This window comes from Cryobacterium sp. SO1, from assembly GCF_004210215.2.
In the GTDB taxonomy this organism is placed as follows: Bacteria; Actinomycetota; Actinomycetes; order Actinomycetales; family Microbacteriaceae; genus Cryobacterium.
In genome coordinates, this window is the sequence record NZ_CP067394.1 from 2,743,040 (window position 1) to 2,761,539 (window position 18,500).

An 18,500-nucleotide genomic window follows, 5' to 3' on the forward strand; every position below is an offset into this window, starting at 1 on the left:
GGCCATGGGCACGCACCTCGACATCGATCTGGCTTTCACGATCGAACCGGCGGGCGAGCCACCGCCCGGTGTGCATGGCACGATCCGTGCGGACGGGTTGGACATCGACGTGTTCCTCAGCGATCCCGAGCGTTTTGTGCGTGCGCGGATGTCGTCTTTACCGGCCCTGCGCACGGTAGCGGCCGATCTGGCCGAGCGCGGCCTCGTGGTGTCGGTGAGCGGGCCGGACGGCGTGATCGCCCGGATGGGCGCCGTTCAGGCCCCGCTGGCCCAGCGCCTGGTCACGAAGTCGCCGCACCTCATGCTCGGCAGCGCCTCAGCGGTGACCCAGCTGGTGCGGCGCTGGCGCCAGCCGGACGCTGCCGGGCGGGCGGTGCCGGCACCGCCGCCCACCCCCTTCCCGCTGGTGCCCACCCTGGCCAGGCGCATCCGGCGGCGCGTCACGACCACCCACTACGCGCCGGGGGCCGGGCGGCCGCGCCTGATCTTCGTGGTGGGCTCGGAGAACTGGAACGGCCGACCACCGCGCGAATTCGACCTGTTGCCCGGCGTGACCCGCATCGGCAGCGACGCGGACGCCGACCTGCGCCTGGACGGGTTGTCGGGATTGCATGCCGAGATCCGGCACGACGAGAACGATGAGTATCTGCTCATCGCCCACGGCCCGGTCGGCGGGGGCGCCAAAACGGATGCGCCCTCAACCGGCCTGATCCTGCGCACCGGTGCCCGCCTCGAGATGGGTCCGTGGCGAATGGGCTTCTTCCGCGAGGAGTACGCCGACCACGGCCGCCCGTTCGGCGGCCGGCTGGGCGGCGAACTGTCGGTGCAGAAACCGCAGCCGAGCAGAACGGGAGTTAGCCGGCGGCCGTCGTCCTGACCGGTTCCTTCTCGTACTCGACGGGACGCGCGGTGAGCCGCAGGGTCGCGAGGAGGCCGACAACCAGGAAGCCGGCGGCCGCGTAGGCCGAGTACCTGGTTCCCTCGGTGAAGGCCTCCCTGGCGGCTTCCGCCACCGCGGGGCTCTGGGCGTCGAGCGAGGGGATGACAGCGCCGGCGCTGTCCACGACGGCATCGACGATCTGAGTGCTGGTGGCCGCCGGAATATCCAGTTCGGCGAGCTTTGCGTCCAGGGAGAGCCCCACCGAGGTGAACAGCACCGTGCCGAGCACCGCGATGCCGAGCGCCGAGCCGATCTGCCTGGCCGTGCTCGAGGTGCCGGAGCCCTGGCCGCTCTGATCGATGGGCACGTCGCCGAGCACCACACCGGTGAGCTGGGCCGTGGCGAGGCCGACACCCAGGCCGTAGACGAAGAGGAACGGCACGATCGACACCCAGGTCGCATCCACCGTGATCATGGTGCCCAGGCCGGCGACGCCGACGATCTCCGCCACGATGCCCACCCGCACGATGGTCAGCGGGGTCACCGTGTTGCCGAACGCGCCGGCGACGCCGCTGGCCACGAATGAGCCGATGGCCAGGGCCAGCAGCACGAACCCGGTCTGCAGGGCGTCGTAGCCGAGCACGTTCTGCAGCCAGAGCGGCAGCGAGAGGATGATGCCGAACTCGCCGAGAGACACGATCAGGGCGGCGATGTTGCCGTTGCGGAACGACGGGATCCGGAACAGCGAGAACGCCAACAGGGTGGACTTGCCCTGGCGTTGCCGGTGCAGGCCCCACCAGACGAACCCTGTCCCCGAGATCAGGGTGATGGCGAACGCGACCGGGATGATCGACAGCTCGAACGAATAGGTCCAGTCGCCGAGGGTCGGGGCGGTCTTGGTGAGCCACCAGCCGTAGGTGCGGCCCTCGATCAGGCCGAACACCAGCGTGGCGCTGGTGATGACCGACAGTACAGCGCCGACCACGTCGATGCGGCGGGGCTCGCCGGCATCCTTGGACTCGGAGACGAAGATGAGCACGCCGACGATGATGACCAGGCCCAACGGCACGTTGATGCCGAACGCCCACCGCCAGGAGAAGTAGGTGGTCAGCCAGCCGCCCAGCAGCGGACCGACGGCGACCATACCGCCGATGGTGGAGCCCCAGATGGCGAAGGCGATGCCGCGGTCCCGGCCGCGGAAGGTGGCGTTGATCAGCGACAGGGTGGTGGGCAGCACCATGGCGCCGCCGATACCCTGCACGAGCCGGGCGGCGATGAGCAGATCGCCGGTCTGCGCGAAGGCGGCGAGCACCGACGCCACGGCGAAGATCACCACACCGGTGAGCAGGATGCGCCGGCGGCCGTACCGATCGGCCAGGGTGCCGAAGACCAGCAGCAACGCGGCGAAGACCAGGGTGTAACTCTCCTGCACCCACTGCACCTGGGTGGAGGTGATGTCGAGGTCGTCGATGATCGAGGGGATGGCGACGTTGACGATGGTGGAGTCGACGATGATCAGGGCGACGGCGATGCTGATGAAGACCAGGCCGAACCAGCGCCGGCGTGCCCCGGTCATGCGTTGACCAGTACCGAAGTGTTCTGCCGGCGCGGCGCCCGGATACGGAGGACGACGGTGACGGCGACGACCACGACGACGGCCACGATGGCCGCGGCTGCCGTGGGGGTGGAGAGCAGGTCTCCGGTGAGGCGGGCGACGGCCACCCACGACAGGCCCCAGCAGAGCGCGATGGTCGGCGTGAGCCGACCCTGGCCGGCCACGGCGATGAGCACGCCGACGAGTCCGGCGACGGCGATGATCACTACGCTCCAGACGTCGGCGGCCAGGCCTAATCCGTCGAAGCCGGCATCCACGAGAACAGCCGTGATGTTGGCGGCGGTGGCCACGCACACCCAGCCGAGGTAGAGCCCCACGGTGCCGTCCACGAGGACGGTTTCCACCAGGGTGCGGGGCCGGCTGCCCAGGATGATGAGGAAGGTCCAGACCAGCACGGCCAGGAGCACGACGATGACCGGCACGGTCAGCCAGAGCAGGTCATACTGCACGCAGAGGATCCAGGCGGCGTTCAGCAGGAGCGAGGCCGCGATGGGATAACCGAGCCGGCGCTGGCGGGGGTCGGACTTCTGCTTGGGCAGCAACTGCCAGATGGCGTAGAGCACCAGGCCCGCGTAGATCGGCGTCCAGATACTGAAGGCCGGCCCACCGGGAGCGATCGGGGTGGCATCCGCGGCGAGGGCGCCTCCCGAAGCGGTCTCGACGGCGTTACCGCCGGCGGCGCCGGAGCCGATGAAAGCGCCGACGAGGCCGAGGATCGCGGAGAGCAGCACAACGATCTGGCGGGCCAGGTCTTTGGACGTGATCATGGGTTCTCCTTCGTCGGGGTATTGATCAGCTAGCTGACTAAACCACGCTAGCAGTACATTGAGAGGGTGACCACTCCCGATTCCGACGCCATGTCTCAGTGGCCGAACGGCCGGCTGCTCTCGACAGCGGCCCGGCTGGTGGAGCACGCATGGGTGGACGCACTGGACTCCCTCGGCCTCACCCACGCCGGGCTGATCGTGCTCCACCTGCTCGGCCCCGGCGCACAGAGTCAGACCGAGCTGGCCCGGCAGGCCCGGGTGCAGACGCAGACCATGTCACGCACCCTGGACCGCCTTCAGCGGGAGGGCCTGGTGGCCAGAATCCGCGATGACCGGGACGCCCGGCGCCACCTGGTCACCCGCACGGATGCCGGCACCGCCGCCTGGCAGCAGGCCCGCACCCTTGAGGCCGACGTTTTCCCCCCGCTCGAGAACGCCGAAGAGCTGCGCTCGGCCCTGCTGCAGATCATCACGGCGTCCTCGGCCAAACGCTGGTAGCCGCCAGGGCTCAGAGATCAAGGATGAGCCGTTTGAGCGCGCGCACCGCTCGCTCGGCTTCGCCCAGAGCCACGGGCACGGTCTCGTCCAGGCGTTCGGCGCGGGCCACGAGCAGGCCGTAGACCAGAGTGTTCTCGCCGCCCTCGTGTGCCGCCTGCGCGGCCCGGTCGAGTTCCTCGATGTAGAGCAGTCCGTCATGCCGGTCGCCGAGCCGCTTCACCAGTGGCTTCGCCACCTGGGCGAGGCGAGCGTAGCCGCGGCGGTGCTTGGCGAACCGGGCGGCGGCCTCGGCGCGCTTGGCGGCTTTCTTCCTGGCTGCCTTCTTGGCGGGTGTTGTGGTGGGCATCGTGGCGGGTTCTGTCCCCGGTCCGCCGGCCGCGGGCTGGGCCGCTGCGACCGCGTCGGCTGCGTAGCGCAGCCGGCGGGCTGCCTTTCGAACCTCGTGCAGCGCCGGCTCCGGGGCATCCGCGTCGGTCACGGCGCTGGTGCGGCGCGCGAGGACACCGACGGCCTTGTCGAGGTTGCGGGCGATCTCGGCGGCGGCGGGCCGCTCGGCCCTGCTGGTGAGCGGCGGCCAGGCCACGAAGCGCTCGAGCGAGTCCAGCAGCCGGTAGTAGCGCGGGCTCAGGAGGTAGCTGCGGACCGCTATGAGGCTTTCCGCGTGGTCCCGGCGCGCTCCGCCGACGAGCCGGGTCCGTGCGTCGTCGGCGGGGTAGTCGGTGGGATAGTCGGCGACGCCGGCGAGTTCACCGGCCAGCCGGGCGCCGCGCACCTCGGCATCGCGGACTCCGCCCAGTTCGACGCCGAGGCGCCCCAGTTCGAGGCGGAGTTCGGTCACGGCCGACTTCTCGAACAGCCGGGCATAGACCGCGAGGACGCTGCGCAGGCGGCGCACGGTGGTGCGCATCTGGTGCACGGCATCCGGGGCATCCGCTCGCGCCAGCGGGTCCTTGGCGATGAGGGTGGCGGTCAGCTCGCGGAGTGCGCCCACGACGATGGCTCCGGCCGAGTCGGGGTTTTGCAGGGCCGCGGCCGGGAGCAGGCCGGGCAGCACCTCGGCGGCACTGAGCTCGGCCAGGGACCGAACGCCGACGGCGCGGGCGATCTTGGCCACACTCGTCGAGGGGGTCGCTCCGGCGGCGAGCAGCTCCTGTTCGATGGCGTCGAGCAGTCTGGTGCGCTTCTTGCGGGTGTCGGGGGCACCGCCCAACAGTTCGGCCTCCCATTCCCGCCACTTGCGGTAAGTTCCGCCGCGCGCGTCGGAGGCGGAGACGAGGTCGTCGGCGATCTCGGCGAGGGCCTGGCCGTCGGTGCCGGAAAGCCGCACCGCGGTTCGCACGGTGCTGATCCGGGCCAGCGGGGTCAGCGGGCTGTCGCGCACGATAGCGCGCACCGGTTCGAGCACATCGGCGGGGACCGGTTCGCCCTCCGCGGAGTCGGCACCGCCGACATCGAGTGGCCAGTGCACCTCGGTGCGGCCCTCGTCGGCCGGGGTCTTGAGGTGCCAGCCGGCGTCACCGCCACCCTCACGACGGCGCAGGACGATGCGGTGGCGCGCCAGGGCGTGATCGTCGGTGTCGTAGTAGACGGCCGAGAGAATGAACGGCTCCCCCGCCGTCTCGGCACTGATGCCGTCAATCCCCTGGAGGGACGGAACGCGCTGGAGTCCCGCGATGTCGTACTTGCGCTCGATCTCGGTCTGCTCTTGCCCTGTCATGTGTCCTGTCTACTACCTTGGACGGGTCAGGAGAAACATCTGAGGGGAGATCATGACCGCTACAAAGCCAGAACTCGGGGAACCACGTTGGCACGCCGATCCGCAGGGAGGGCCCGGTTTGCGCTGGTGGGACGGCACCCAGTGGACCTCTGCCGTGATGGGCCCGGCCGAGTTGGGGCCGCCCGTGCAGCAGCCGTTGGCGGCCGGCACCGTCGTCTACACGGTGCCACTCTGGGTCATCGTGTTCCTGCCGTTGCTGTCGACGGTGGGTATCCTGCTGATCCCCGCCGGTTCGCTCGCGTCGGTCTTCGACGCACAGGCGTCCGGGCAGATGCAGGCTTTCGATCCGTCGACGATGCTGCGCAATCTGCTGAGCTTCCTCATTTATGGCACGACGATCACCCTGGCCTACGCCGATCGCCGGACGCTGCTGGCGGCTGGGTACGCGCGTCCGTTCCACTGGGCGTGGGCGTTTCTCTCGACCGGGGTCTACGTCGTGGGCCGGTCGATCATCGTGCAGCGCCGCATCGGTCGTGGGCTCACGCCCATCTGGGTGTGGGTGGGCGTGTCGATGCTGGGAGTGGTCGCGTCCGTCGGCCCGGTGATCGAGGCGCTGACCGCGATCTGGGGGCTTATGACTGGGGCGTGAGCGAGAACACCACGCCGTGGTCGTGCAGCTCGATGCGGAGGCGGTCGAGGCTGGGCACGACGAGGTCGGCGTCCAGTTCGTCGGCGGAGTGGGTGCCGACAACGCCGATGGTTGCGCAGCCCGCCGCGCGGCCGGCTGCGAGGCCTGCGGGAGCGTCTTCGATGACCACGCACTGGCGGGCATCCAGGCCGAGCCGGTCGGCTGCCTCCAGGAACGGGTCCGGGGCCGGCTTGCCCTTCACCGTGTCCTCGATGGTGACGACGGTGGCGGGCGCGGTGAAACCGGCGGAGTGGAGGCGGATGCGGCACAGGGCGCTGTCGCACGAGGTCACGATCGCCCGGCGACCTTCCGGCAGAGCCTTCATCAGCTCCGCGGCTCCGGGCAGGATGCTGATGTCGGCGGTGTCAGCGAGCTCCAGCTGGTTGACACGAAGGATGGAGGATTCGACCAGCTCGGGTGCGACGAGGTCGGCCACCATCTCCCGGGCCGGGCGGCCGTGCTGGATGCCGGAGAACAGGGCGCCGAAGCCCATTTCGTCTGCCCACTGCTGCCAGGACCGGTTCACGGCCTTGGTCGAGTCGACCAGGGTGCCGTCCATGTCGAAAAGCACGCCCAGGAAAACCCGGCCGAGAACAGCGTGCGCAACGCTCTCGGGCGCCGCCTCGAGACCACTTTCGGGAACCGCCTCAAGACCAGTTTCGGGAACCGCCTCGGGAACCGCCTGCAGAATTCGCTGGAGATCGGCCTCGATATCAGCGCGGGCGGTGTTCTCGGAGGTGGATTCGGCGTTCGTCATTCTGGATCCTTCTTCCGAAGCACCGTCGGAGTTGCTGTGATGCCTCTTCTTCGACCCTAACGAAGCCCCCATCGCGGCGGTAATCGTCGCAGCTCGGGTCATTCGGTGTGGGGTGGTTTTCGGGTTGTGGGGTTGTGGGCGCGGTGTTGGGGTGGTGTGCGCCAGGTGCCGGTGGGGTCGATCCAGTGTGGTGCTTTGACTTCGGGCATGCCCAAGACCATGCGGATTTTCCAGCCTCCGGCGTCGTTGATGCCGTGGTGGTGGCGCCAGCAGAGCAGGACCCCGTTGGTGACGTTGGTGGGTCCGCCGTTCTGCCAGGGCACGACGTGGTGGACTTCGGTCCATTGGGGTGGGCAGGTGCAGCCCGGGATGATGCAGCCGCCGTCTCGGGCGGTGATGGCTTTGCGTTGCATCGGGGTGAAGCAGCGAGCCTTGTTGCCCAGGGCCAGCACGGCGCCGGTGCCGCCGAAGAAGATCGGTTGGAAGCCGCCGTTGTCGATCATTTGGTTGATGGTCTTCATCGAGATCGGACCCTCGATGCCGTCGATCCAGCCCACGCCGATGCCGGCGAGGAGGTCGGTCGCGTTCACGTGCACCATCACCGTGGGCGGCATGCCGCCCATGGTCGGGGTGCGGGGGTCTTGGGCGACCTGGACCAGGATGCCGCGGAGGATGTCGGCGCGTTTTTCTCCGCCGGTGCGTTCGTCCAGGATCTCGCCGGGCACGAGTTCGCCGGCCTCGATGCGCTGCTGCTCCTCGGCGGAGGGGAACGCGGGGGCGGAGCGGGCGGATTGGAAGCTGTCGAAGAGGGTGTGGATGATGCCCTTGAGCTCCGGCGTCACTCCGCCGCGCAGCGGGTGCAACCCCCGGGTCAGCTTGCCGAAAGAGAGCGTCGATTTCGCCTCGAGAACAGCCTCGGTGGGTGCGGCGCCGTCGGGGTTCAGTGCGGCCTGCCAGGTCTGGGTCATCTCCCGGATCCGGTCGGCGGGGAAGGTGAACCCGGCCGATTCACCCAGGCGGGCGATCGGACCCGTAAAGACGGTGCCGGCGTCCGTGCCGGTGCCGGCGTCCGTGTCGGTGTCGGCGCCGCTGTCAGCGTCCGGGCGGGTTTCTGCGGGGCCGGGGGTGCGGCCGAAGACCGACCCGGTGGCGCTTTCGACCAAACCGGCCTCACCGGCATCCACGTCGGCTTGGTTCGCGTCGAAGCGGCCGTGCACCTTGTAGTCGGACAGGCCCGTCACGATATTCTCGGCCGCGTCGATGCCGAGCTCGCCCGCGGCCAGGGCCGCGGCCACGAACGGGAACACCGGCTCCAACACCACCCCGCCCAATACCCGCGGGGCCACCTTCTCGCCCAAGAGCACCCGGCGTTTCATCTCCGGCACCGACGTGCCCGTCAACCGGATCAACAAATCATTCGAGTGGGTCGCGCCCAACCGCCAGGCCATCGAGTCCCGGCCCAACCCGGACCGGGACCGGTAGCCCACCACCGTCGCGGTACTGACCCGGGCCGCATCCACCGGCCGGCCGGCACGCTCCACCATCTGCGTCAACGCCACCACCTCGGCGTCACTCAACGCATTCACGTCCAGCGAATCCATCACCGCCCGCACCGTGCGTGCCGCATCCTCCAGAGCCTGCAGCTTCTCACCGAACACCCCGGTACGAGCACGCTGCACCCCGGGCAGATCGGCCGGCTCCCGCCACTCCGGCCGCCCCTCACCCGAGGCGCGACGCGGCGTGGCCGGGCGGCTACTGGCGGTGCCGATCGCCGTGTCAGTGGTACCCCCTAGCCTGTGGGCATCCGAGCCGGAAACAGCGGAGCCGGAAACAGCAAAGCCAGAAACAGCAAAGTCGGAGGCAGCCGGCGCCGGAGCAGCCAGAGCGGTGTTCCAGTCACAGAGATTCGAACCGGCGGGAGGAGTTCCCGTCGGTGCGGTGGAGCCTGATACCAGCTCGTCGTCCATACCCCCATTCTCTCACGAATCGAAGATAAATGTGAGGAAAAGTCAGATAGTCCACAAAAAAGTTTCGGTGTTTTTTCTAACCTCCTGGGTGGCCCGCAAGGTCTCGACGGGCTCGACCAGCGCGATGGGGCCTGTCGGGCTCGACCAGCGCGATGGGGCCTGTCGGGCGCGACCAGCGGATCTAGGCAGCGTCGATGTAGCGGGCGTAGGCCGCAACGGCGAGCGCCGTGGCCGAGACGGAGTCGGCTGCCCGAGGGGTCGTCACGGTGAGCCAGACGCCACCCGCCAACAGGGTCACCTGGCAGCCGCCGGCGCCGCACCCGGCGAGCGCCTGCACCCCGGATGCCGGCCGGCTCGCACCCTTTTCCCCGGAGAGGTCGACAGTGACCAGTTCCGCGGTGGAGGCCGCAACGCCGGGTGGCATCGCAGACCAGGAACCGCCGCGGCCGGGAAGGACCATGAGGACGACACCGCTATAGCCGGCATCGCCGTCGGCCGACCATGCGCAGTCCACCAGTCCGCCACGGATCTCCGCGGCCACCGTCAAAGATCCCGACTCGGCCAGGTTGAGAACGTCACCGCCGGCAGGGTCGCCGAGCCCGGCAGACACCGTCAGATCATGCGGGCTGAGCAGGTATCCGCAGTCGGGTCGCGCGGGGCCGGCCGGCCGGGCCAACGTGAGGGAGGCCACGGAGTCGGTCACGGTGCGGGCATAGGCCAGGAAGGCCTCGTGATCGGGCTCGGGCGTGCTGACGGAGATCGACAGCCAGGTCGATCCAGCGAGCACCTCGGCACGGCAGCCCTGCCATTCGCCGTCCAGGCAGGCAGCGAACGCTTCATCCCCCAGATCAGCCGGCGCCAGGTTGTTCAGCCCGTCGTTGGAATCGGGCTGTGCCGACCTGAACTCGGCGGCAGCGTCGGGCAGCATCGACACCGACACCACCGGGCCGCCCTCGTCCCCCGTGGCCAGCTCGTACCGGCAGGTGTAGTGGCCGGCAGCACGCAACGACTCCGACGCCATCATGGCGCCAACCGTCACCGTCGCCGAGACCGTCGTGACGTCCGCGGATGACCGCGCCGCCAGCTCGGCCGCCGGAACGCCCAGGATCTCGGCGGCTCCGGCCATCGGCACCACGCTGGCGCAGTCGAGCAGCACGATCTCGTCGCCCACCTCGGCCTCGACGATAGCGCTCGATGTCGATGTCGACGGCTCGGGCGCAGCGGCGCAGCCTGTCAGCAGCACCAACAACGTCACCCCGGCCAGCCGTCGAATACTCCCCATGCGCCACACCCTAAGCCTCACGCACGTCTCGGCACCGCTGTACAGCACCCCCCGAAGGGGAAGACCGCCCGCCCGCGGCCACCGCCGGAGCCACAGGGGACACGGTCGGACGAGATGGTTACGCTGAATGCATGAATCTTCCTCCCGTCGCCGCCCAGAAGCCCACGCGGCGCATCCACCACAACGATGTGTACATCGACAACTACGAATGGTTGCGCGACAAGGATGCCCCGGAGGTCACGGCTCATCTCACGGCCGAGAACGCCTACACGGATGCCCGCACCGGCCACCTTGAACTGCTGCAGGAGCAGATCTTCGAGGAGATCAAGGACCGCACCCAGGAGACCGACCTCAGTGTGCCGGTGCGCCGGGGACTGTGGTGGCATTACACGCGATCGGTCGAGGGCATGGAGTACGGCATCCACTGCCGCGCCCCCATTGCCGGCCCGGACGACTGGACTCCCCCGGTGATCGAACCGGCGCCCGGCACAGCCACCGTCGCTCCGGGCCTGCCCGGCGAGCAGGTCCTGCTCGACGACAACGCCGAAGCCGCCGGCCACGACTTTTACTCCCTGGGCAGTTTCGACGTGAGCGACGACGGCACCCGGCTGCTGTACGCCGTCGACCTCGAGGGTGACGAGCGCTACACGGTGCGGGTGCGCACCATCGCCACCGGCGAGGACCTCGCCGACGAGATCCGGAACACCAGCGCCGGCGCCCTGTTCGACCCGAGCGGCCGCTACGTCTTCTACACGACCGTCGACGACGCCTGGCGTCCGGACACCGTCTGGCGGCACGAGGTGGGCAGCCAGGCTGCCGACGTCTCGGTGTTCACCGAACCCGACGAACGTTTCTGGGTGGGCGTCGGCCGCTCGCGCAGCAACCGCTACCTCATGATCGAGGCCGGCTCCAGCGTCACCAGCGAGACCTTCCTGCTCGACGCCAACGACCCGACCGGCGAGTTCACCGTGGTCTGGCCGCGCCGGGACAACGTGGAGTACGACGTGGAGCACGCCGTCATCGACGGTGAGGACCGCCTGCTGATCGTGCACAATCACAACGCCGTAAACTTCGAACTGGTCAGCGTGCCGGCCGGCGACCCGCAGAGCGAGGGCCGGGTGGTGCTGCCGCACAACGCGCGCATCCGCCTCGAAAGCGTCGACGCATTCCGGGACTTCGTGGTGGTCGAGTACCGCAAGGACGGGCTGACCCAGGTGGCCTACGCCACCCGGCGCGGCGGCGGCCTCACCGAAATCACCTTCGACGAGGAGCTGTACTCGGTGGGCACCGGCGGCAATCCGGAATGGGACCAGCCCACCATCCGCCTGGGCTACACGAGCTTCGTGACCCCCTCGACGGTTTACGACTACGTGGTCGCCACCGGCGAGCTACGACTGCTCAAGCAGCAGCCGGTGCTCGGCCACTATGACCCGACCCTGTTCGAGCAGCGCCGCGAGTGGGCCGTGGCCGCCGACGGCACCAGGGTGCCCATCTCGATCGTCTATCGCACCGACCTCGTCGAGCCCGGCACGCCCGCGCCGACCCTGCTCTACGGCTACGGCTCCTACGAGATCAGCATCGACCCGTCGTTCAGCATCTCCAGGCTCAGCCTGCTCGACCGCGGCATGATCTTCGCGGTCGCCCACGTGCGCGGCGGCGGCGAGCTCGGCCGGCTCTGGTACGAGAACGGCAAGACCCACCAGAAGCGCAACTCGTTCACCGACTTCATCGCCTGCGCCGAGCACCTCATCGACTGCGGCTACACCTCGGCCGACAGGCTCGTGGCCGAGGGCCGCAGCGCCGGCGGCCTGCTGATGGGCGCGGTGGCGAACATGGCGCCCTCCCTCTTCGCGGGCATCCTCGCCGGGGTGCCGTTCGTCGACCCGCTCACCTCGATCCTCGACCCGAGCCTGCCGCTCACCGTGATCGAGTGGGACGAGTGGGGCGACCCGCTGCACGACGCCGAGGTGTACAGCTACATGAAGTCGTACTCACCGCTGGAGAACGTGCACCAGACGCACTATCCGCGCATCCTCGCCGTCACCAGCCTCAACGACACCCGGGTGCTCTACGTGGAGCCGGCCAAGTGGGTGGCCAGGCTCCGTGAAGTGGGCGCGGATGCGTTGCTGAAGACCGAGATGTCGGCCGGCCACGGCGGGGTCTCCGGCCGCTATGCCGGATGGCGCGAGCGGGCATTCGACTACGCCTGGCTGATCGACGCGGCCGGCGCGCATCCGTCGGGTGAAGGCGAATACGCGTCCCTGAGCCGCGCGGATGGCGGCGTCGCCTAGCCTGCCCGGCGAGCGTGCCGGCCTTCCCCTGCCGCCGTTGTTCACGACCCGGTAAAGTGAGCACGTCGCGGCACTGGGCCCGAAGGTACGTGGTCTCGGAAGGGGGGACTCGACGGTGACGTCTGCGCCGACCATCCTGCGTCCCCGGCCCCACCTGTCCCGCGCCGATGGCGTCGTCTTCGGCGGCATCGCCGTGGTGCTGCTCGCCAATCTCACCGGCCTGGTGTTCCACGGCGACGGGTTCAACCCGATCGTTGAGCGCTGGCTGGCCGTGCTCAGCGTCTGGGCAGCCGTGGTGCTGGTCTGGCTGGCCGTGAACAGGGTGCGCCTCACCCGGCCCGACATCATCCTCGCAGCGGCGGCGGTGACGGCGCTGGCCGTGGGCGACACCGCGCACAGGCTGCTGCCGGACGATGGCGCCGGCGCCACGCCCTCGCTCGCCGATTCCGGCTATCTGTTGTTCTACGTCTTCATGGTGGGCGTGCTCGCCGTGATAGCCCGCCGTTCGTTGCGCACGCGGGCCTGGCCGGCGCTGGTGAACAGCGCCCTCGGCGCGCTGGGCGCCACCTCGGTGTTTGCCGTGCTGCTCTCCCCTGCCATCGAGACGGCGTTGGGCTCCCCCTTCTCCGTCCCGGTCTTCGTCAGCGTGGCGTTTCCCGTGCTCGATCTGCTGCTCATCGCGGCCCTCGGGGGCATCGCGGCGATACCGGGCCGGGTGCTGGGCCGCTCCGGGCTGATGCTGGCGGTGGGTCTGCTGCTCGTCGCGACGGCCGACACCGCCTACGCCCGGCAGGTGCAGGGTGATTCGGTGTTCATCGGCTCGGCCCTCGACGGCGCCCGGGCGATCGGCTTCGCGCTGATAACCGCGTGGGTGTTCGCGTCGGCTCGCCGACGCGACCTGCCGGAACGCACGGCGATGGCCACCGTCGCGGACGGCACCGCCTTCACCGCCTCGTCGGTGACGGCTCCGATGGCGGCCACGACCGCCGGCCTGGCCGTGCTGCTGCTGGCCAGCCAGGCCCACGTCTCGCTGCTGGCCGTCGGCCTGGCCGGCGGCACCCTGGCCCTGGCCGCGATCCCGCTGGCCTTCAGGCAACGTCACCTGCACTCCCTCTCCCGCATCGACGAACTCACCGGGCTGCCCAACCGTCGGGCCCTGGCCATGGATGTCTCCACCCGGCTGAGCGCTGTCGATGCCCGGCCGAGCGCCCTGCTGGTGCTGGACCTGGACAGGTTCAAGGAGGTGAACGACAGCCTCGGCCACGAAGCGGGTGATCTGTTGCTCGAACAGATCGGCGCCCGGCTGTCCGGTGCCCTGCAGTCCGGTGACCTGCTGGCCAGGCTCGGCGGCGACGAGTTCGCCGTTCACCTACACCACGCCGACCGCAAACGCGCCACGGCCATGGCCCGACGGTTACGCCTGGTGACCGCCAGACCCCTCGTGATCGACGGCTTGAGCCTGGAGATCGGCCTGAGCATCGGCATCGCGATGGCGCCGGAACACGGCTCCGACCTGAGCGGGCTGATGCGCAAGGCCGACATGGCCATGTACGCGGCGAAGTCCAGCCGGGTGGGGCAGCACGTCTACTCCCCCGGCGACGACAGCAACGACAAAGCCCGCCTGCGCACACTGCACGAGTTGCGCATCGCGCTGGCCGAGAAACAGCTGGTGCTGCACTACCAGCCCAAGGTGCACCTGCCCACCGGCACGGTGCCGGGCGTTGAAGCGCTGGTGCGCTGGAACCACCCCACGCGGGGCCTGCTCTACCCCGCCGCCTTCCTGGACGTGGCCGAGAACGGTGGCCTGATGCGAAGCCTCACCCGGGAGGTCCTCGAGCTCGCCCTGGACCAGGCCGTCCTCTGGCAGGCCCAGGGGCGCACGGTGACGGTGGCCGTCAACCTGTCGTCGCGGTCGCTGGCCGACTACCAGCTCGCCGGGGTGGTCACCACGATGCTCGCCGAACGAGGGCTGCCCGGCTCCGCGCTCATGCTCGAGGTCACCGAGGAATTCCTGCTGGTGGACCGTGACCGCGCCCGCAACATCCTGCTGCGCCTGCGGAACGCGGGCGTGCTGATCGCCGTCGACGACTTCGGCACCGGCTACAGCTCACTCGCCTACCTGCGTGACCTGCCGATCGACGAACTCAAGCTCGACCAGTCCTTCGTGATCCCGATGCTCGACGACGCCAGGGCATCGGCGCTGGTCGCGTCGTCGATCCACCTCGGCCACAGCCTGGGCATGCGCATCGTGGCCGAGGGCGTGGAGACCGCGGAGGTGCTCGACCAGCTGGCCCGCTTCGACTGTGACGTGGCCCAGGGCTATCACCTGTCCCGCCCGATTCCCGCGGCCGAGCTGGAACGCTGGCTCGACGCCCGCACGGCGCTGCCGGTCGGGCTGCGCGCCGTCCGCTAGCCACCGCTTGCGGGTGTGCCGCACGCACGGGTCGGAATAGAGTGTCCCCGAGCGAAGGAGCACACCATGCAGATCGACCGGGTCGAGCTGGAACCGCGCACCATGCTGGGGGTGCACGAGAGAGTGAAGATGGCCGACCTCACCGAGTACTTCGGTCGGGCCTTCGAGGTGTCGGCCGCGGCGCTGGCCGAGCAGGGCCTGGCGCCCGCAGGGCCGCCGCTGGCGCTGTATCACGGCATGCCCACAGACACCGTCGACGTCACCGCGGGCTTTCCGGTCGCCGGAGCAGCCCAGGAAAGCGCCGACGTGGTGGTGACCGAGTTGCCCGCCGGCGAGGCCATCACGAGCATTTACACGGGTCCCTACGACGGGATGACTCGCACCTACGACCAGATCGCGGCCTGGCTGCAGGAGCAGCGCCTCACAACGGGGGCGGACATGTGGGAGGAATACCTCACCGGCCCCGACTCCGATCCGGACCCCGCGACCTGGCAGACCCGGATCGTGTTCCCACTGGCCTGAGCGGACCCCTGGCGCCGGGCCCGGCCCGGCTGTCGGCGGGTGCGTGAGAGCATTGAGCCATGCCGCCCACCGTCCCGCCCGACTGGAAGTCGGCCGTTGAGGCTCTCAGCGGCGACACCCCGGCGGATCGGACGCTGCCGGCCGTCGTCGGGCCCGACGACACCCCCCGCACGGCCATGGGCCTGCTCTTCGAACTGCGCGAGCAGACCCCGCGCAGCAACGATCGCTGGCGCGGCGCCACCGCCGTGCGCGCCTCGGCGAGCCGGGCCAAGGCCGGCGCCATCAGGCTCGGCGTGCGCCCGGTGATCCAGAGCGACTCGGGCAAGTGGGTGAAGTCCACGATCACCTGGAGCAACGTGGGCTACCAGCTCAATCGGCTGGGCCTCAACGTTGACCAGCACCGCTGGTTCTGCCAGTTCGTGCCGCTGCACAGGGTCCACCGGCCGGTTTACAACGGCCAGGACACCGAGTGGCTTTACCTCGACGAGTTTGAGAGCCCGCTGCTCTGGCATCTGCTCACGGAGGCGAGCCGGCTGGGCATCGCCCTGGTCGGCAGCCACAAGGACGCCGCCGTGAAAGTGGCCGGCGGGGCTAGCGTGACACTGGATGCCGTTCAGACTGCAGCCGCCCTCACCCTCTCCCCGGTGCTCAGCATCGACGGGCAGGAGCATCCGGTCGGGGCCGCGGGCGCCCTCGGCGACCACGGGGTCTACGCCTACCGGCTGGGCGCCGACGCTGCCATCGTGCTGGCCCCGAGCATCGAGCCGCTCAGCACCGAGCAGCGCCGCCTGCTCGGCAGCTCCGGCGGCCGCTCGCCTGCCACGCCCGGCCTGGTGGTGCCGGCCGGCGAGGTCGACGAGTTCCTCCGCGAGTACTATCCGGCCCTGCGCCGCAGCCTGCCGATCAACAGCGCGGATGCCTCCATTCAGTTCCCGCCGCCACCGCCGCCGGTGCTCGTGCACACCGTGAGCTTCGAACCCAAGCAGGCCGTGCGGCTGGACTGGCAGTGGCAGGGCGACCGCGACGACGAAGCCGAAGTCGACGTGCTGCACCGGCTGAACACCGCCCTGCCCGACCTCTCGGCGCCGGCCGACCCTGCCGCGCCGGCCGTGACCCTCACCGGCCTCCCCGCCGCGGAATACGCCGACAAAACCCTGCCCCGGCTCGAGGCGATACCGGGGGTGCGGGTGCAGCTGGTCGGCGACAAACCTGACTACCGCGAGCTCACCGCCACCCCGCAGCTGATCGTGACGACCGTGGAGACCGAGAAACGCGACTGGTTCGACCTCGGCGTGATCGTGCGGATCGACGGCCGCAGCATCCCGTTCAACCCGATCTTCACGGCCCTCGCGAAGGGCCGGAAAAAGTTACTGCTGGTGGACAACAGCTACCTCTCGCTCACCCAGCCGGTGTTCGACCGGCTACGGGAACTCATCGAAGAGGCCAGGGCGCTGTCGGAATGGGAGACCGGGCTGCGCATCAACCGGCACCAGGCCAGCCTGTGGTCGGACTTCGAAGACCTCGCCGACGAGACCGAGCAGGCCGTGTCGTGGCGGGCGGCGGTCGGTGGGCTGCTCCAGCTCGAACGCGGCCAAACGGATGCCGCGGGTGTGGCAGCCCTGCCCCAAGTCACCCCGCTGCCGGCCGGCCTGAACGCCACTCTGCGCCCGTACCAGCGCGCCGGTTTCGACTGGCTGGTGTTCCTCTGGGAGCACGGCCTGGGCGGCATCCTCGCCGACGACATGGGCCTGGGCAAGACCCTGCAGGTGCTGGCCCTGCTCAGCCACGCCGTGCAGCACCCGGCCGATCCCGCGGCGCCCGCCCGGCCGTTCCTGGTCGTGGCGCCCACCTCCGTGGTGTCCAATTGGCTCGCCGAAGCCGAAAAGTTCACACCGGGGTTGCGGGTCGGCGCCGTCACCAGCACCCAGGCCACCAGCGGCCGCCCCCTGGCCGACCAGGCGCGGAACGTGGATGTGCTCGTCACCTCCTATGCGCTGTTCCGCCTCGACTTCGACGCCTACCAGGCGCACGGCTGGGCGGGCCTGATCCTGGACGAGGCCCAGTTCGTGAAGAACCGCACCTCACAGGTGTACCGCTCGGCCGTCTACATCGACGTACCGTTCACGTTGGCGGTGACGGGCACCCCGGTGGAGAACAACCTGCTCGAACTGTGGGCGCTGTTCTCCATCGTGGCCCCCGGCCTGTTCCCCTCGGCCCGCCGGTTCACCGAGGAATACCTGCGCCCGGCCGAGCGCGGGGTGCAGAGCCAGGCGGAGTTGATCGGTCGGCTGCGGCGGCGCATCCGCCCGCTGATGCTGCGGCGCACCAAGGATGTTGTGGCGCGCGACCTGCCGGCCAAGCAGGAGCAGGTGCTGCGCATCGACCTCGACCCCGAGCACCGCGAGATCTACGACACCTTCCTGCAGCGGGAGCGGCAGAAGCTGCTGGGTCTGATGGACGATCTGGAGGCCAATCGGTTCATCGTGTTCAGGTCGATCACGCTGCTGCGGATGCTGAGCCTGGACGCGTCGCTGGTCGACGACCAGTATGCGGGCGTGCCCTCGAGCAAGCTTGACGCGCTGTTCGAGCAGCTCGACGAGGTGGTCGCCGAGGGCCACCGGGCGCTGATCTTCAGCCAGTTCACCTCCTACCTGGCCCTGGCCGCCGCGCGACTGGACGCACGCGGGGTGCGGTACAGCTACCTGGACGGCTCGACCACCGACCGCCCGGGCGTCATCGACGAGTTCAAGACCGGGGATGCCCCGGTGTTCCTGATCAGCCTCAAGGCCGGCGGCTTCGGCCTGAACCTCACCGAGGCCGACTACGTGTTCCTGCTCGACCCGTGGTGGAACCCTGCCAGCGAGAGCCAGGCCATCGACCGCACCCACCGCATCGGCCAGACCCGCAATGTGATGGTCTACAGGCTCGTGGCCGCCGACACCATCGAGGAGAAGGTGATGGCGCTGAAGGAGTCCAAGGCCAAGCTCGTCGAGGCGGTGCTCGACGACGAGGCCGTCTTCGCGAAGTCCCTTACCGCCGACGACATCCGCGCCCTGCTCGAATAGCTCGCGAACCGTGAGAAAAGCCCCACGAATCACAGATT

13 protein-coding genes are annotated in these 18,500 nt (G+C 69.5%); 7 read left to right on the plus strand and 6 right to left on the minus strand.

The window, feature by feature from the left end; genetic code table 11:
- The first annotated feature begins 4 nt into the window (after nucleotides 1–4).
- A complete protein-coding gene (locus BJQ95_RS12970; RefSeq protein ID WP_256041377.1) occupies nucleotides 5–877 on the plus strand; it encodes an FHA domain-containing protein in 873 nt (290 codons plus the stop codon).
- On the opposite strand, the gene BJQ95_RS12975 is transcribed toward BJQ95_RS12970, so the two are convergent.
- Together BJQ95_RS12975 and BJQ95_RS12980 are read right to left on the minus strand one after the other, a co-directional pair.
- Nucleotides 855–2,456 carry an MFS transporter gene (locus tag BJQ95_RS12975; protein ID WP_130178931.1) on the minus strand — a complete coding sequence of 534 codons (1,602 nt, stop codon included), beginning with the start codon at nucleotides 2,454–2,456 and terminating at the stop codon, nucleotides 855–857. The two genes, BJQ95_RS12970 and BJQ95_RS12975, sit on opposite strands and share 23 nt — an antisense overlap.
- Complete coding sequence (locus tag BJQ95_RS12980; protein WP_130178932.1) at nucleotides 2,453–3,262, minus strand: tryptophan-rich sensory protein; 810 nt, start codon at nucleotides 3,260–3,262, stop codon at nucleotides 2,453–2,455. Before BJQ95_RS12980 ends, BJQ95_RS12975 begins: the two co-directional genes overlap by 4 nt.
- 66 nt (nucleotides 3,263–3,328) lie before the next feature.
- Between BJQ95_RS12980 and BJQ95_RS12985 the strand changes: the two genes are divergently transcribed.
- On the plus strand, nucleotides 3,329–3,760 hold the full coding sequence (locus tag BJQ95_RS12985) for a MarR family winged helix-turn-helix transcriptional regulator (RefSeq protein ID WP_240694900.1): 432 nt from the start codon (nucleotides 3,329–3,331) through the stop codon (nucleotides 3,758–3,760).
- A gap of 10 nt (nucleotides 3,761–3,770) precedes the next feature.
- Here BJQ95_RS12985 and BJQ95_RS12990 read toward each other — a convergent pair whose 3' ends face one another.
- Nucleotides 3,771–5,477 (minus strand): CYTH and CHAD domain-containing protein, encoded by a 1,707-nt coding sequence (locus BJQ95_RS12990; RefSeq protein ID WP_130178933.1) that lies wholly within the window; start codon nucleotides 5,475–5,477, stop codon nucleotides 3,771–3,773.
- Between the two features lie 52 nt (nucleotides 5,478–5,529).
- Between BJQ95_RS12990 and BJQ95_RS12995 the strand changes: the two genes are divergently transcribed.
- A complete protein-coding gene (locus BJQ95_RS12995; protein ID WP_130178934.1) occupies nucleotides 5,530–6,126 on the plus strand; it encodes a DUF2510 domain-containing protein in 597 nt (198 codons plus the stop codon).
- On the opposite strand, the gene BJQ95_RS13000 is transcribed toward BJQ95_RS12995, so the two are convergent.
- The 3 genes from BJQ95_RS13000 to BJQ95_RS13010 all read right to left on the minus strand — a co-directional run bounded on the left by BJQ95_RS13000 (nucleotide 6,110) and on the right by BJQ95_RS13010 (nucleotide 10,171).
- Nucleotides 6,110–6,922: an HAD-IA family hydrolase gene (locus tag BJQ95_RS13000; RefSeq protein ID WP_205750224.1), complete on the minus strand. Its 813-nt coding sequence runs from the start codon at nucleotides 6,920–6,922 to the stop codon at nucleotides 6,110–6,112. The two genes, BJQ95_RS12995 and BJQ95_RS13000, sit on opposite strands and share 17 nt — an antisense overlap.
- 98 nt (nucleotides 6,923–7,020) lie before the next feature.
- Nucleotides 7,021–8,601: an HNH endonuclease signature motif containing protein gene (locus BJQ95_RS13005; protein WP_256041378.1), complete on the minus strand. Its 1,581-nt coding sequence runs from the start codon at nucleotides 8,599–8,601 to the stop codon at nucleotides 7,021–7,023.
- Between the two features lie 469 nt (nucleotides 8,602–9,070).
- Entirely contained in the window at nucleotides 9,071–10,171 is a 1,101-nt protein-coding gene (locus BJQ95_RS13010) for a hypothetical protein (RefSeq protein WP_130178935.1), read from the minus strand.
- Between the two features lie 131 nt (nucleotides 10,172–10,302).
- Here BJQ95_RS13010 and BJQ95_RS13015 point away from each other — a divergent pair, with 131 nt between their 5' ends.
- The 4 genes from BJQ95_RS13015 to BJQ95_RS13030 all read left to right on the plus strand — a co-directional run bounded on the left by BJQ95_RS13015 (nucleotide 10,303) and on the right by BJQ95_RS13030 (nucleotide 18,462).
- Entirely contained in the window at nucleotides 10,303–12,462 is a 2,160-nt protein-coding gene (locus tag BJQ95_RS13015; RefSeq protein WP_130178936.1) for a S9 family peptidase, read from the plus strand.
- A gap of 115 nt (nucleotides 12,463–12,577) precedes the next feature.
- Nucleotides 12,578–14,875: a bifunctional diguanylate cyclase/phosphodiesterase gene (locus BJQ95_RS13020; protein WP_130178937.1), complete on the plus strand. Its 2,298-nt coding sequence runs from the start codon at nucleotides 12,578–12,580 to the stop codon at nucleotides 14,873–14,875.
- 66 nt (nucleotides 14,876–14,941) lie between these two features.
- Entirely contained in the window at nucleotides 14,942–15,397 is a 456-nt protein-coding gene (locus BJQ95_RS13025; protein ID WP_130178938.1) for a GyrI-like domain-containing protein, read from the plus strand.
- Nucleotides 15,398–15,456: 59 nt separating this feature from the next.
- On the plus strand, nucleotides 15,457–18,462 hold the full coding sequence (locus tag BJQ95_RS13030; RefSeq protein WP_130178939.1) for an SNF2-related protein: 3,006 nt from the start codon (nucleotides 15,457–15,459) through the stop codon (nucleotides 18,460–18,462).
- Nucleotides 18,463–18,500 lie beyond the last annotated feature (38 nt).